Consider the following 13,669-nt stretch of genomic DNA (forward strand, 5'->3'; position numbering starts at 1 on the left):
GGCGGCGACCGCGGGGACGGTCGATCGGCTGAATTAGTATCACCCTCCCGCGGCCGGACGGCCGGGAAGGGTGCCCTTCCCCGCGCGCTCACCCGGTGGAGGGAGACCGCGCGTACCCGCTCGAGACCAGAGGTAGGCATGCCCGGCGCGTACCCCCTCGACGTGCGCGGCCTGGAGGAGCTCGCCGCCCGCACCTGGCGCGGCGTGGAGGAGGAGCGCTACGGCGACTGGCTGCTCCGCGCCGGTGGCGGATTCAGCGGGCGGGCCAACTCCGCGCTCGTCGTCGGCGACGCCCCCGAGCCGCTCGCCGACGCCGTTCCCGCGGTCGCCCGCTGGTACGCCGATCGGGGTCTGCCGCCCAGGGCCCAGCTGCCCGGCCCGCCGGGCGAGGCAGACACGGCGTTCGCCGCCGCGGGCTGGACGCGCGCCGAGGACGTCCTGGTGCTCACCGCGCCGCTGACGGACTGGCCGGCGCCCGACGTCCCGGTGGAGCTCTCCCCCGCACCGGACGCCGCCTGGCTGGCCGGGTACCGCTACCGCGGCGCGGCCCTGCCACCGGCGGCCCGCGCCGTGCTCACCCGGGCGGACGACCCGCTGTTCGCCTCGGTGCGCCCCGCATCGTCGCCCGCCCTCGCCGCCGCCGTCGCCCGCGGAGCGGTGGAGGACGGCTGGCTGGTCATCACCGCGGTCACCGTCGACGGGGAGTTCCGCCGCCGGGGGCTGGCCCGCGCGGTCATGGCGGCGCTCGCCACCGCGGGGCGCGAGCGCGGCGCGCACTCCTGCCTGCTGCAGGTGAGCGAGGACAACGAGCCGGCGCTGGCGCTCTACGCGCGGCTGGGCTTCACCGAGCACCACCGCTACCACTACCGGTCGGCGCCGGTCTGACCGGCGCGGCCAGGATCCGGCCGACGGCGAACGCCGCCGCCACGACGCCGAGCACCAGGAAGGCCAGCCCGACCCCACCGGTCACCCCGGAGCCGACCAGCACCAGGTCGCCCTCCGGACGGCGCACGGTCGCACCCAGGGCCACGACCAGCCACACCACCCCCGGCAGGACGCCGACCGCGCGCGAGCCCGACAGCCGGTGCGCCAGCGGCACGAGCAGCAGGTTGCCCGCCACGGCCGCCAGCACCGACAGGGGGATCGGCACCGCGCCGGCCCGCAGCGGCAGCCAGAACGCCTCGACCAGCGCCAGCCAGGCAGCGGCGACGACGGCGAGCAGCGCCCACCCGATGCGCGCGGCGATCCGGACTATCACCTGTCCAGGCCGGCGAACAGGTCGTCCTCCCAGCCGTGCGGACCGCCGCCCGGGCCGCGCTCCCCGCGCACCAGGCGGTAGTGCTCGACGGCGGCCAGCTCCAGCCCCAGGTTGTTGGAGAGGGCGAAGAAAGGCCCGTCCACCAGGATCTGCGTGGGGTGCGCGCGCATGGCGGCGTCCTTGTGCTGGGCGAACGCGCCGCCGTCCACCTCCGTCGTCACGACGTCGTCCGGCACGGCGAACGGCAGGTCGTCGGCGCTCGTGACCCCGTCGAAGAACGTCGTGTCACCGGCGGCGGCCATGGCGTCGATGCCCTGCTGCAGGAGCGTGCGGGGCATGGCGTTCCAGTAGACCTTCGCGATCGTCCACGCCAGGCCCAGGTCGGGCCGGAAGCCGGGGTCCGCGGCCAGGTCGGCGGCGCGCATCGCCACCCGGTGCGCCTGGATGTGGTCGGGGTGGCCGTAGCCCCCGAAGTCGTCGTAGGTGACCAGCACCTGGGGGCGGACCTCGCGGATCACCGCGACCGCGTGCGACGCCGCCTCGTCGAGGTCGGCGTTCCAGAACGCGCGGGGGTGCTCGTTGGCCGGCGTCCCCATCATCCCGGAGTCCCGGTAGCGGCCCGCACCGCCGAGGAAGCGGAAGTCGGTGACGCCGAGCGCCGCCATGGCCCCCCGGAGTTCGCCGATGCGGTAGCCGCCGAGCTGGTCGGCCTGGTCGGCCGCCAGCTGCGCGAGCTCGGGGACGAGGATCTCGCCCTCCTCACCCAGGGTGCAGGTGAGCAGGGTGACCCCGGCCCCCTCTGCGACGTACCGCGCCATGGTGGCGCCGTTGTTGATCGTCTCGTCGTCGGGGTGGGCGTGCACGAGGAGGACGCGCCGGTCGGGAGCCATCACACCGTGATCCTGCCGGATCACCGCTCAGTCGACGTCGACCGGTACGACCGTCCGGGCCTCGGCGAAGTGGCAGGCCGCCGGGTGACCCTGGCCGCGGTCGACCAGCGCCGGCGCCTCGGTGGCGCAGATGTCCTGCGCCTTCCAGCAGCGGGTCCGGAACCGGCAGCCCGACGGCGGGTCGGCGGGGCTGGGCACGTCGCCCTGCAGCAGGATGCGGTCCTTCTGGCCGCGCAGGTGCGGCTCGTGCAGCGGCACCGAGGACAGCAGCGCCTGGGTGTATGGGTGCGACGGCGTCGTGTAGACCTGCTCGTCGGTGCCCTCCTCGACGATCGAGCCGAGGTACATCACCGACACCCGGTCGGAGATGTGCCGGACCACCGACAGGTCGTGGGCGATGAACAGGTAGGACAGCCCGAACTCGTCCTGCAGGTCCTCGAGCAGGTTGACCACCTGGGCCTGCACCGAGACGTCGAGGGCCGAGACCGGCTCGTCGCAGACGATGACCTCGGGCCGCAGGGCCAGCGCGCGGGCGATGCCGATGCGCTGCCGCTGACCGCCGGAGAACTGGTGCGGGTAGCGGTTGACGTAGTCGGGGTTCAGGCCGACCCGGTCCAGCAGCTCCTGCGTGCGCTCGAGGCGGTTCTTGCGGGGCGCGATGTCGGCGTGCACCGACCAGCCCTCGGCGACGATGTCGCCGACGGTCATCCGCGGGTTCAGCGAGGAGTACGGGTCCTGGAAGATGATCTGGACCTCGCGCCGGTACTCCTTGAGGGCGCGGCCGGACATGCCCGCCAGGTCCTTGCCCTTGTAGAGGATCGACCCACCCGTCGGCTTCTCCAGCGCGACCAGCAGCTTCGACACGGTCGACTTCCCGCAGCCGGACTCGCCGACCAGGCCGACGGTCTCGCCGCGGCGCAGGGTCATGTTGACGCCGTCGACCGCGCGGACGTGGCCGATCGTGCGCTTGAACAGGACGCCCTGCGTCAACGGGAAGTGCTTCTGCAGGTCGCGCATCTCCAGCAACGTCTCACCGAGCGGGCCTCGCGCGGACGCGCTCGCCGGAGCGGTGGACACGGCGGACGCGGCGGTCGCGCCGGTGGACTCAGACGGCTCGGACACCGAGGACCTCCTCGCTGTAGTGGCACGCTGCCTCGCGGCCGGAGGCGACCAGGCGCAGCGGCGGGACGTCGATCGAGCACTCGCGGCCGGGCGCCGCCTCGGCGCCGAGGCGACGGCGGGCGCACCGCGGGTGGAAGGGGCAGCCGCTCGGGATGGCGGCCAGGTTCGGCGGCTGGCCGACGATCGGCTGCAGCCGGCCGCCCTTGGCCTCGACCTGCGGCACCGAGTTCATCAGCCCCTCGGTGTAGGGGTGGCCGGCGTCGGTGAAGACGTCGTCGACGGTGCCCCGCTCCACGATCCGGCCGGCGTACATGACCGCGACGTTGTCGGCGACCTCGTTCACCACGCCGAGGTCGTGGGTGATGAGGATCAGACCCATGCCCGTCTCCCGCTGCAGGTCCTTGAGCAGGTCCATGACCTGCGCCTGCACCGTGACGTCGAGGGCGGTGGTGGGCTCGTCGGCGATGAGGATGCGCGGGTCCAGCGCGATCGCCATGGCGATCATGACGCGCTGGCGCATGCCGCCGGAGAACTGGTGCGGGTAGTCGTCGACCCGCTTGGCCGCGGCCGGGATGCGCACGCGGTCCATCAGCTCGACGGCCTTGCGCTTGGCCTCCTTGCGGGAGGCCCCCTGGTGCACCCGGAACATCTCCCCGATCTGCCACCCGACGCTGTAGACCGGGTTCAGGGACGACAGCGCGTCCTGGAAGATCATCGAGATGCCCGGGCCGCGGACCTGGCGCTGGTCCTCCGCGGACATGGCGAGCATGTCGCGGCCCTCGAACCGGATGGCGCCGCTGACCACCGCCGGCGGGACGTCGAGGATGCCCATGATCGCCTGGGCGGAGACGGACTTGCCCGAGCCGGACTCGCCGAGGATCGCCAGCGTCTCCCCCTCCGCCAGCGAGTAGCTGATGCCGTTGACGGCGCTGACGACGCCGGACCGCTGCCGGAACTCGACGTGCAGGTCCTCGACCTCGAGCAGGGTGGCACCGGTGGTCGCGCGGGACGGCGCGGGGTCGGTCTGGAACTGGGTCATGCGCGCTGCCTCGGGTCGAGGGCGTCGCGCAGTGCGTCGCCCATCAGGATGAAGGCCATCACCGTCAGGGTCAGGACGATGCTGGGGAAGAGCACCAGGTGCGGGGCATCGCGCACGTCGCTCTGGCCGGCCTCGATCTGCAGGCCCCAGGAGAACGCCGGGCGCTGCAGGCCCACGCCCAGGTAGGTGAGCGTCGCCTCGGCCGCGATGATCACGCCGATGGTGATCGTCGTGTAGACCAGCACCGGCGCGACGGCGTTCGGGAGGATGTGCCGCACCAGGATCCGGGTGTTGCCCGCCCCCATGGCCCGCGCGGCGGCGACGTAGTCCGAGCTCTTGACCGCGATCACCTGCGAGCGGACCAGCCGCATCGCGGTCATCCAGCCGAACAGCGCCAGCGCGAGGGCGACCGCACCCGGCCCCCGAGAGTTGATGATCGGGATGCTCGTCTCGGGACCGACGCGGAGCAGGACCAGCGCGCCGAGGATGAGCGGCAGCGCGTAGAAGATGTCCGCGATCCGGGACAGGATGCCATCGGTGACGCCCCCGAAGTAGCCGGCGATGGCCCCCACGGCGACGCCCAACAGCAGGATGACCACCACGGCGAAGACGCCGATGATCAACGAGTTGCGCGCCCCGTAGACGACGTTGGACAGGTAGTCGCAGCCCTGCACGTCGTAGCCGAACCAGTGGTCGGCCGACGGCAGCGCCCGGGAGTTGGCCAGGTCGCAGGCCCGCGGGTCCTGCCCGCGGGCGAAGACCTGCGGCACGATCGCCATCACGGTGAACAGCACGGTGAGGACGGCGCCGATCCAGAACAACGGGTTGCGCTTGAGCGCGGCCCACGCGTCGGACCAGAGGCTGTTCTGCCGGTCGCTGGTCGGATCGACGGAGGGGCTGGCCAGGCCGGTCGTCGTCCCCGCCTCGATCTCGTCCTTGCGCAGGTCGGCCTGCTGCTGGTCAGTCATAACGGATCCTCGGGTCCAGGACGGCGTAGAGCACGTCGACCACCAGGTTGAAGAAGATGAAGAAGAAGACCATCAGCGTCACGATGCCGACGACGACGGCGCCCTCCTGGGCGCGGATGGCGTCGAAGACCTCCCGGCCGATACCGGGCAGGTTGAAGACGGTCTCGGTGACGATCGCGCCGCCGAGCAGGGCGCCGATGTCGGCCCCGATGAAGGTGACGACCGGGATCAGGCTGTTGCGCAGCGTGTGCTGGACGATGATCCGCCTCGGCGGCAGACCCTTGGCCTTTGCCGTCCGCACGTAGTCGGCGCGCAGGTTCTCGGCGATGCTCGTCCGGGTCAGCCGGGCCACGTAGGCCAGCGAGCCGGAGGCCAGGACCAGGCCGGGCAGCACGTAGCCGTACCAGCCCTCCCGGGTACCCGCGATGGGGAACCAGCCGAGCTTCAGGCCGAACAGCAGCTGGGCCAGGAAGGCCAGCACCAGGATCGGGATGGCGACGACGACCGTCGTCGACACCAGGACGAGGTTGTCGAAGTAGCTGTTGCGGCGGATGCCGGCGAGCACACCGGCGGTCAGGCCGATGACGATCTCGAAGATGACCGCGACGATGGTCAGCCGGATCGTCACCGGGAGCGTCCGCTCGATGGTGTCGAGGACCGGGCGGCCGCGGAAGTCGGTGCCCAGGTCGCCCTGGAAGAGCCCCTTGAGGTACTCCCAGTACTGCATCCAGAGCGGGTCGTCGAGGTGGAACCGCTCGGTGAGCACCTGGACGACGGCCGGGGACACCGGACGGTCGCCGGCGAGGGCGCGGATCGGGTCGCCGGGAAGTGCGTAGACCACCGAGAAGATCAAGATGGACGCGCCCAGCATGACCGGGATGGTGAGCAAGAGTCGGCGCGCGACGTAGCGGCCCATGGTCCCCCTCCGGGGTGTCTGCGCCCCTGGTCAGGCAGGGGCGCCGGTGTCCATCGTGCCGGTCCGGCGGCACTCGCGCCGCCGGGGGCCCCGTCCTCAGCGGACGGGTGCCCCCGGCGGGTCGTGCGGGCCGCTAGGGCCGTCAGCCGTTGACGGTGACCTCGGACCAGACGGGACGCTGGAACAGGTCGATCCGGACGTTGTCCACGTTGTCGGTGTGGACGGACTGGATCTGGGTGAAGAACATCGGCGCGTACGGCATGTCCTCGGCGATGAGGTCCTCGGCCTGCTGGTAGAAGCCGATGGCCTCTTCCTCGCTACCGGCCTTGTCACCCTCGGCGATCAGGGCGTCGGCCTCTGCGTTGCCGTAGAACGAGTAGTTCGAGCCCAGCGGCGGCAGGGACGACTCGCTGAACAGCGGGGTCAGGTAGCTCTCCGCGGCCGGGTAGTCGAAGCTCCAGCCCATGCGGAAGGGGCCGGTGAAGCCCTTCTGCTCACCCAGCGGCAGGTACTGGGCGAAGTCGAGGTTGCCCTGGAGGCTGAACTCGATGCCCAGGTTGGTGCGCAGCTGGTTGCCGACGGCCTCCATCCACGCGTCGTGGCCGCCACCGGCGTTGAACCACAGGTTGACCGGCTGGCTCTTGTCGAAGCCGGCCTCCTCGAGCAGCTGGTTGGCCGCGTCGACGTCGAAGGTGCAGAACTCGCAGGACCCCTCGCGGTAGCCGTCGACGACCGGCGCGATAAACGAGTCGGCCGCGGTGCGGGTGCCGGAGAAGATCGCCTCGGAGATGGCGTCCCGGTCGATCGCCATGGAGATGGCCTGGCGGACCCGCGGGTCGCTGAAGCGGGCGTCGTAGGTCGGGAAGCCCAGGTAGGTGATCTGGGAGACCTCGGTGTTGATGAAGTTGTCGCCGAACTCGCTCTCGGCCGACTTGATGACCTCCGGCGGGATGACGTCGACGATGTCGACGTTGCCGTCCTGGGCGTCGGTGTAGGCGGTGGCCTGGTCGGCGTAGACGATGAACTCCATGCCCTCGGCCTGGGCCTTGTCCTCACCGGCGTAGTCCTCGTACCGGGTCAGGGTGATGCCCTGGCCGGGCACGTACTCGCTGTCGGCCTGGAACGGGCCGTTGCCGATCGGGTTGGTCCCGAAGGCCTCCGGGTCCTCGAAGAAGGCCTCGGGGAGCGGGTTGAAGGCGTCGTAGCCGACGACCGCCGGGAACAGCGAGAACGGCGCGGCGAGCGCGACGGTGAAGGTCAGGTCGTCCTCGACCGCGAGGCCGCTGAGCTCGGTGGCGGCACCGTCCTGCAGCTCCTGGAACCCGGCGATGCGGGCCAGGTACGAGCCGCCGTCCTGGGCGTTCTCCGGGTTGGCGGTGTAGTTCCAGGCGTCGACGAACGACTGCGCGGTGACCTCGGAGCCGTCGTGGAACGTCCACCCGTCCTTGAGGGTGATCGTCCAGTTCTGGTTGTCCTCGGACTCGATGGACTCGGCGACGCCGGTGTACTCGACCTCGCCCTCCTCCGAGTAGCCCACGAGGCCGGTCCACAGGGCGGCGATGACCTTGGCGCCCTCGCTCTCGGTGGTGTTGCCGGGGATGAGCGGGCTCTTCGGCTCGCCGATGTAGGCGGTGAAGGTGCCGCCGTCGCCGCCGGAGCCGGATCCGTTGTCATCGCTGCCGCCGCCACAGGCGGACAGCAGCATCGCGCCGGCCAGGGCCGTGGCGACGAGCGCACCAGGGCGCTTGTTGAGCTTCACGTGGAGGCCTCTCTCGTTCCGCGAGCGCGGAGTCTCGGACTGGTCGGCCAGGACCTGCACGGGCGTGGGCCTGGCGATCGTGTGTCGGACACGCACGTGTACGGGTCGGGAACCCGACGTGCACGGGGAGCAACGCTAAGCATCCGCCGGAGGGGTTGCCACCAGCGTTGTCCATTTGTGACCTGTCTCCACGATGTCACAGCAGCCACCGCAAGGGCTCCTGGGGTCCTGCCCTGCGACGGGACGGACCGAGGCCTTCACGCCTTCCTTCCCGGACACCTTGCGGTGGGCCCGCGGCGGCGACGACGCGCCGACGTGTCGGCCAGGGCGGCCAGGGGTAGGTGGAGGGCTGGACCACGAGAGAGGACGACGCATGAGCGGCGAGGACAAGGCCAACAACAAGGTCGAGGAGTTCGGCGGCAAGGCCAAGGAGGCCCTCGGCAACGCGACCGGCGACAAGGACCTCCAGGCGGCCGGCGAGAAGGACCAGACGAAGAGCAACCTGAAGCAGGCCGGCGAGAAGGTCAAGGACGCCTTCAAGTAGACCCGCACCACGCACGGCGGAGGCCGCAGCCCACCGGGGTGCGGCCTCCGCCGCGTCTCCCTGCTTTTCCGCGGTAAAGCGGTCTGCTTTTCCGCGGAAAAGCAGATCAGGCACCGTCAGCCGGCGCCCGGTCGCGTCCGGAGCGCGGTGGCTATCCGGCTGACGACGTCGTCCATGTGACGCAGGTCGGCGGCCGAGAGCCGGATGACGCGCCAGCCGGCGGCGACCAGCGCGGCCAGGCGGGCGTCGTCCTTCACGATCTGCAGCCCCTCGAAGTGGTGCTCGCCGTCGTACTCGACGATCAGCCGCTGCTCCGGCCAGGCCAGGTCGACGCGCGCCAGCCACGCGCCGTCCTCCACCACCTCGTACTGCAGGACGGGAGCCGGCAGCCCGCCGAGAGCGCACGCGACCCGGACCCAGGACTCGGGCGGCGACTCGCTCCGCCCGTCGACCAGGCCGAACGCCCGCCGCGCTCGTCTGGACCGCCATGCCGCCACCGGGCGCTCCTGCATCTGCTGCAGGGTGCCGACGTCCAGCAGACGCATCCGCACCATCGCGTCGAGCACCCCGACCGCCGTGCCGATCGGCTCGAGCGCCGCGACGTCCCATGCCGTCCTGCGGGGGCAGGTGTGGCGGATGCCCTCCTCGTCGATCAGCACGTCGGACGTCGGGACGTCGGCGGTGTGGACGCGCACCCCGCCCGGTCCTCTCCATTTCGTCCCCGGTGGGACGACGACCGTCACCGGGTCGCCGTAACCGGGCGCCGGGACGCCCATCAGCGTGGCGGCGGACCGACCAGCCAGCACCGCTGATGCCGGCATCAACAGCGCGGCTGCACGGCAGCGCAGTCCGTGATCCCGGGCCAGCGACGGATCGGCGTAGACGCCGTGCAGCACTCGGAGGTAGGGGCCGTTCTGCAGCTGGTGCCGGGTGAGCACCCCTTCGGAGACGGCGTGTGCCCCGATGAACACGCCGTGCAGTCCCAGGGACCGGAGATACATCCCGGCATGGTCGCCGTCCCGGCCCCTTCCGCGCTCCCGCCGTCCACAGCCCCGCTCTTCCGCGGAGAAGCGGGACGCTTTTCCGCGGTAAAGCGGGGTCAGGAGCGGGTGAGGAGGGTGCGGACGGCGGGGAGAAGAGGGCGGTCGGCGGCGATCCAGTCGACGTCGTCCAGCTCGTCGGCCGTCACCCACCGCAGCGCGGCGTGCTCGTGGGCCACCGGCTCCCCCGACACGACCCGCGCCGCCCACACCCGCATGGTCGAGGCCCCCCGCGGTCCGCCGCCGACGACGCCGTCGAGCGGAACCTCGCCGAGGAAGTCGCCCGGCTCGACGGTCGCGCCCAGCTCCTCGGCGCACTCGCGCACCAGCGCCGCCAGCTGCGACTCGCCCGGCTCGACCTTGCCGCCCGGGAACTCCCAGCAGCCGTCGTACGGCCCGCCCGACCGCTGCGCCACCAGCACCCGGCCGGCATCGACGAGCGCAGCCCCGACCACCTGCACGACCTCGTGCGCCCGGGCCTCCGCGGCAGCGACGTAGCCGGCCAGGTCCACCCGCACCGCCCGCTGCAGCCGGCGGCGCAGCACCCGGTCGGCCACCCAGCCCAGCGGACCCCGCAGCCCGCTCCCGCCGTCGATCCGCTGGTCGACCAGCGTGCCGTCCGCGGTCGCGGTGAACCGGCGCGCGGAGGTCACCCGACCACGCCCGGTCGGGGATTCCGTGACGTGGACGTCGGAGTACGGGCGGTCCGACTCCACCTCCCGCAGCGGCGTCGGCCAGGAGCGGCCCGGAGCGCGGGCGACGTCGAACGCGACGGTCAGCGGCGCCTCCACCAAGGTGGTGAAACGCAGGCTGAACACGCGGCCACTCTCCCAGACCACGGCAGGATGGCCCCCGTGCGCATCAACGCCCGGGTCGACTACGCCATCCGAGCCGTCGTCGAACTGGCCGCCGTCGCACCGGACTCGATGACGGCCGATGCCATCGCCACCGCCCAGGGCATCCCCAGCAGGTTCCTGCAGGCAATCCTCACCGACCTGCAGCGGGCCCGCGTGGTCACCAGCCAGCGGGGCCGGGACGGCGGCTACCGCCTCGGGCTGCCGGCCTCGGAGATCTCCATCGCGCGCATCATGCGGATCGAGCAGGGCTTCCTCGCCGAGGTGCACGGCCAGCGGCCCGAGGACGTGAGCTACCCGGGCGCGGCCGCCGCCCTCGCGCCGGTGTGGGTCGCGGCGCGCGAGGCCTACCGCCGGGTGCTCGAGGGCGTCACCGTCGCCGACGTCGTCGAGGGACGACTCCCCGAGCACGCCGCCGAGCTGGTCGCGATGGACGAGGCGTGGCGCTCGTTCGGCAGCTGAGGCGCCGAGGTGTGAGCCGCTCCACGGCACCGGCCCGGTGAGCTGTGGCACCATCATCGGTGTGACGGGCCGCGGCGTACTCCTCGTGGCGCGCTTGCACATCGATCTCGCGCGCGTCTCCAGCGCCGCCTGTCGCGCCTCGCGCTGACCCAGGTCCCTCCCCGCAGACATCCACTGCGACCCGAACCGGCAGCGCCCTCCCCAACCATCGCGGCCGCCGCCGTGCCGGGGCCAGGCGCAGGAAGAAGTACCGAACGTGACGACCCCCACCCGCACGAGCAACCGCCCCAAGCGCGGCGAGGGCCAGTGGGCTCTGGGCTACCGGGAGCCGCTCAACCCGAACGAGCGGATGAAGAAGGACTCCGACGGCCTCGAGGTACGCCAGCGGATCATCGACATCTACTCGAAGAGCGGGTTCGACAGCATCGACCCCGGTGACCTCCGCGGCCGCATGCGGTGGATGGGGCTGTACACCCAGCGGGCGCAGGGCATCCCCGGCGGCAAGACCGCCGTGCTGGAGCCCGAGGAGCTCGAGGACAAGTACTTCATGATGCGGGCCCGCATCGACGGCGGGCAGCTGACCAGCGACGCCCTGCGGGTCATCGGCGGCATCAGCACCGACTTCGGCCGCGACGTCGCCGACGTCACCGACCGGCAGAACGTCCAGTACCACTGGATCCGCATCGAGGACGTCCCCGAGATATGGCGGCGGCTCGAGTCCGTGGGCCTCAGCACGATGGAGGCGTGCGGCGACGTGCCGCGCGTCATGCTCGGCTGCCCGCTGGCCGGGATCCTGGAGGACGAGATCCTCGACGCCACCGACGTCATCGCCGAGACCGTGGCGAAGTACGTCGGCAACCCCGAGTTCAGCAACCTCCCGCGCAAGTGGAAGACCTCGATGTCGGGGTGCGTGGACCACTGCACCGAGCCCGAGATCGACGACGTCTCCTTCGTGGGGGTCGTGAACGAGGCCGGCGAGGCCGGCTACGACCTCTGGGTCGGCGGCGGGCTGTCCACCAACCCGATGTTCGCCCAGCGTGTCGGCGTCTTCGTCCGTCCCGACCAGGTGACCGAGGTCTGGGCCGCCTGCACCAGCGTCTTCCGCGACTACGGCTACCGCCGCCAGCGCAACCGCGCCCGCATCAAGTTCCTCATCGCCGACTGGGGCCCCGAGAAGTTCCGCCAGGTCCTGCAGGACGAGTACCTGCACGCCGCCCTGCCGGACGGCCCCGCCCCCGCGCCGGCCAAGCACGACCAGCGTGACCACGTCGGCGTCAGCCGGCAGAAGGACGGCCTCAACGCCGTCGGCTTCGCCCTGCGCACCGGACGGATCACCGGCTCGCTGCTCACCACGATCGCGAACCTGGCCGACGAGTACGGGCAGGGCCGGATCCGGACGACGACGCAGCAGAAGCTGGTCATCCTCGACGTCCCGGACGAGAAGGTGGAGGCGCTGGTCGCCGCGCTCGCCGAGCACGACCTGCAGGTGCGCCCGAGCGCCTTCCGCCGCGGCACGATGGCCTGCACCGGCCTGGAGTTCTGCAAGCTGGCGATCGTCGAGACCAAGCAGCACGCGCAGGACCTCTACGCCGAGCTGGAGAAGCGGCTGCCGGACTTCGACGTCCCGATCGGGATCAACGTCAACGGCTGCCCGAACAGCTGCGCCCGCTTCCAGACCGCCGACATCGGGTTCAAGGGCTCGATGGTCAAGGACGACAACGGCGAGATGGTCGAGGGCTTCCAGGTGCACCTGGGCGGCCATCTGGGCGTGGAGGCCACCTTCGGCCGCAAGTTCCGCGGCCACAAGGTGACCAAGGCCGAGACGGCCGACTACTGCGAGCGGGTGCTGCGCGGTTTCCTGGACCGCCGCACGCCCGGTGAGTCCTTCGCCCACTACGTCTCGCGCGCCGAGGAGGACTGGCTCCTGTGAGCGAGGAGGCGGGCGCGGGAAGGACCCGGCAGTTGCCGGTGTTCCACTGCCCGTACTGCGGGGACGAGGACCTCACCCCGTACGAGGGTGAATCGGCCGACGGCTGGCGTTGCAGCGCCTGCCTCCGGGCGTTCTCCGTCCGTCTGATCGCAACGGGAGTGCAGCACTGATGACGACCGCCATCGCAGCGACGCCGGAGCAGGCCGCCGAGGCCGACGCCCGTTTCGGTGCCATCGCCGACCCGGTCGAGCAGGCGCTGGCCGCCCTGGAGTGGGCCGGGGAGACCTTCGGCGACCAGTTCGCGATCACCTCGTCCATGGCCGACGGCCTGCTCGCCCACCTGGCGAGCCGGGCGATCCCCGGCGTGCACGTCATCTTCCTCGACACCGGCTTCCACTTCGCCGAGACGATCGGCACGCGGGACTGGATCACCGGGGTGCTCCCCGTGACCCTGGTCAACGTCACCGCGCCCCAGACGCCGGCCGAGCAGGAGCTCTCCTTCGGGCCGAAGCTCTACGAGCGCGACCCCGACCTGTGCTGCTCGATGCGCAAGGTGGAGCCGCTGGCCAAGACGCTGTCCGGCTACTCCGCCTGGGGCTCGGGCGTGCGCCGCGACGAGTCCGCGACCCGCGCCGACACGAAGCTGGTCGACTGGGACGCCAAGCGCGGCATGGTGAAGGTCAACCCGATCGCCGCCTGGACCCAGGCGGACGTCGACGCCTACATCGCCGAGCACCAGGTGCCGGTGAACCCGCTGTTCGAGCTGGGCTACGGCTCGATCGGCTGCTCGCCCTGCACCCGGCCGGTGGCACCCGGCGAGGACCCGCGCGCCGGACGCTGGGCGGGCTCGACCAAGACGGAGTGCGGCCTGCACACCTGAGCGAGGC

At 71.7% G+C, this 13,669-nt stretch carries 15 protein-coding genes; 6 read left to right on the plus strand and 9 right to left on the minus strand.

Translation table 11 applies throughout. The features are described from left to right. Positions 1 to 138: 138 nt before the first annotated feature. Positions 139 to 885, plus strand: a complete 747-nt coding sequence (locus BLS70_RS05010; RefSeq protein ID WP_091764543.1) for a GNAT family N-acetyltransferase — start codon at positions 139 to 141, stop codon at positions 883 to 885. Here BLS70_RS05010 and BLS70_RS05015 read toward each other — a convergent pair. The 7 genes from BLS70_RS05015 to BLS70_RS05045 all read right to left on the minus strand — a co-directional run bounded on the left by BLS70_RS05015 (position 842) and on the right by BLS70_RS05045 (position 7,952). Next, on the minus strand, positions 842 to 1,258 hold the full coding sequence (locus BLS70_RS05015) for a hypothetical protein (RefSeq protein WP_255362245.1): 417 nt from the start codon (positions 1,256 to 1,258) through the stop codon (positions 842 to 844). The genes BLS70_RS05010 and BLS70_RS05015 overlap by 44 nt on opposite strands. Then, positions 1,255 to 2,148, minus strand: a complete 894-nt coding sequence (gene mshB / locus BLS70_RS05020; protein ID WP_091764852.1) for an N-acetyl-1-D-myo-inositol-2-amino-2-deoxy-alpha-D-glucopyranoside deacetylase — start codon at positions 2,146 to 2,148, stop codon at positions 1,255 to 1,257. The genes BLS70_RS05015 and mshB overlap by 4 nt, the downstream gene beginning before the upstream one ends. A gap of 27 nt (positions 2,149 to 2,175) precedes the next feature. Further along, positions 2,176 to 3,270 (minus strand): ABC transporter ATP-binding protein, encoded by a 1,095-nt coding sequence (locus BLS70_RS05025; RefSeq protein WP_255362246.1) that lies wholly within the window; start codon positions 3,268 to 3,270, stop codon positions 2,176 to 2,178. After that, positions 3,254 to 4,309 (minus strand): ABC transporter ATP-binding protein, encoded by a 1,056-nt coding sequence (locus BLS70_RS05030; RefSeq protein WP_091764544.1) that lies wholly within the window; start codon positions 4,307 to 4,309, stop codon positions 3,254 to 3,256. The genes BLS70_RS05025 and BLS70_RS05030 overlap by 17 nt, the downstream gene beginning before the upstream one ends. Next, positions 4,306 to 5,277, minus strand: a complete 972-nt coding sequence (locus BLS70_RS05035) for an ABC transporter permease (RefSeq protein WP_091764545.1) — start codon at positions 5,275 to 5,277, stop codon at positions 4,306 to 4,308. The genes BLS70_RS05030 and BLS70_RS05035 overlap by 4 nt, the downstream gene beginning before the upstream one ends. Next, positions 5,270 to 6,193 (minus strand): ABC transporter permease, encoded by a 924-nt coding sequence (locus BLS70_RS05040; protein WP_091764546.1) that lies wholly within the window; start codon positions 6,191 to 6,193, stop codon positions 5,270 to 5,272. Before BLS70_RS05040 ends, BLS70_RS05035 begins: the two co-directional genes overlap by 8 nt. A gap of 142 nt (positions 6,194 to 6,335) precedes the next feature. Then, complete coding sequence (locus BLS70_RS05045; RefSeq protein ID WP_218122288.1) at positions 6,336 to 7,952, minus strand: peptide ABC transporter substrate-binding protein; 1,617 nt, start codon at positions 7,950 to 7,952, stop codon at positions 6,336 to 6,338. 373 nt (positions 7,953 to 8,325) lie between these two features. Between BLS70_RS05045 and BLS70_RS05050 the strand changes: the two genes are divergently transcribed. Further along, positions 8,326 to 8,496, plus strand: a complete 171-nt coding sequence (locus tag BLS70_RS05050) for a CsbD family protein (protein ID WP_091764547.1) — start codon at positions 8,326 to 8,328, stop codon at positions 8,494 to 8,496. Between the two features lie 116 nt (positions 8,497 to 8,612). Here the strand turns inward: BLS70_RS05050 and BLS70_RS05055 are convergent, their stop codons facing one another. Together BLS70_RS05055 and BLS70_RS05060 are read right to left on the minus strand one after the other, a co-directional pair. Further along, on the minus strand, positions 8,613 to 9,497 hold the full coding sequence (locus BLS70_RS05055; protein ID WP_091764548.1) for an endonuclease domain-containing protein: 885 nt from the start codon (positions 9,495 to 9,497) through the stop codon (positions 8,613 to 8,615). Positions 9,498 to 9,595: 98 nt separating this feature from the next. Then, a complete protein-coding gene (locus tag BLS70_RS05060) occupies positions 9,596 to 10,354 on the minus strand; it encodes a (deoxy)nucleoside triphosphate pyrophosphohydrolase (RefSeq protein WP_091764855.1) in 759 nt (252 codons plus the stop codon). A gap of 27 nt (positions 10,355 to 10,381) precedes the next feature. Between BLS70_RS05060 and BLS70_RS05065 the strand changes: the two genes are divergently transcribed. The 4 genes from BLS70_RS05065 to BLS70_RS05080 all read left to right on the plus strand — a co-directional run bounded on the left by BLS70_RS05065 (position 10,382) and on the right by BLS70_RS05080 (position 13,662). After that, positions 10,382 to 10,852 carry an RrF2 family transcriptional regulator gene (locus BLS70_RS05065; protein ID WP_439645380.1) on the plus strand — a complete coding sequence of 157 codons (471 nt, stop codon included), beginning with the start codon at positions 10,382 to 10,384 and terminating at the stop codon, positions 10,850 to 10,852. Between the two features lie 61 nt (positions 10,853 to 10,913). Next, a complete protein-coding gene (locus BLS70_RS21595) occupies positions 10,914 to 11,000 on the plus strand; it encodes a putative leader peptide (protein WP_369406215.1) in 87 nt (28 codons plus the stop codon). Positions 11,001 to 11,108: 108 nt separating this feature from the next. Continuing rightward, a complete protein-coding gene (locus BLS70_RS05070) occupies positions 11,109 to 12,782 on the plus strand; it encodes a nitrite/sulfite reductase (RefSeq protein WP_091764550.1) in 1,674 nt (557 codons plus the stop codon). 169 nt (positions 12,783 to 12,951) lie between these two features. Then, positions 12,952 to 13,662, plus strand: a complete 711-nt coding sequence (locus BLS70_RS05080) for a phosphoadenylyl-sulfate reductase (protein WP_091764551.1) — start codon at positions 12,952 to 12,954, stop codon at positions 13,660 to 13,662. Positions 13,663 to 13,669: the final 7 nt, after the last annotated feature.

The sequence above is a fragment of the Blastococcus aurantiacus genome (assembly GCF_900102425.1).
Lineage (GTDB): Bacteria > Actinomycetota > Actinomycetes > Mycobacteriales > Geodermatophilaceae > Blastococcus > Blastococcus aurantiacus.

Excerpts from the sequence above, each read along its gene's own strand:
- BLS70_RS05010 (WP_091764543.1), top strand. The coding sequence starts at position 139 with ATGCCCGGCGCGTACCCCCTCGACGTGCGCGGCCTGGAGGAGCTCGCC.
- BLS70_RS05030 (WP_091764544.1), bottom strand. The coding sequence starts at position 4,309 with ATGACCCAGTTCCAGACCGACCCCGCGCCGTCCCGCGCGACCACCGGT.
- BLS70_RS05040 (WP_091764546.1), bottom strand. The coding sequence starts at position 6,193 with ATGGGCCGCTACGTCGCGCGCCGACTCTTGCTCACCATCCCGGTCATG.
- mshB (WP_091764852.1), bottom strand. The coding sequence starts at position 2,148 with ATGGCTCCCGACCGGCGCGTCCTCCTCGTGCACGCCCACCCCGACGAC.
- BLS70_RS05050 (WP_091764547.1), top strand. The coding sequence starts at position 8,326 with ATGAGCGGCGAGGACAAGGCCAACAACAAGGTCGAGGAGTTCGGCGGC.
- BLS70_RS05055 (WP_091764548.1), bottom strand. The coding sequence starts at position 9,497 with ATGTATCTCCGGTCCCTGGGACTGCACGGCGTGTTCATCGGGGCACAC.
- BLS70_RS05035 (WP_091764545.1), bottom strand. The coding sequence starts at position 5,277 with ATGACTGACCAGCAGCAGGCCGACCTGCGCAAGGACGAGATCGAGGCG.
- BLS70_RS05065 (WP_439645380.1), top strand. The coding sequence starts at position 10,382 with ATGGCCCCCGTGCGCATCAACGCCCGGGTCGACTACGCCATCCGAGCC.
- BLS70_RS05080 (WP_091764551.1), top strand. The coding sequence starts at position 12,952 with ATGACGACCGCCATCGCAGCGACGCCGGAGCAGGCCGCCGAGGCCGAC.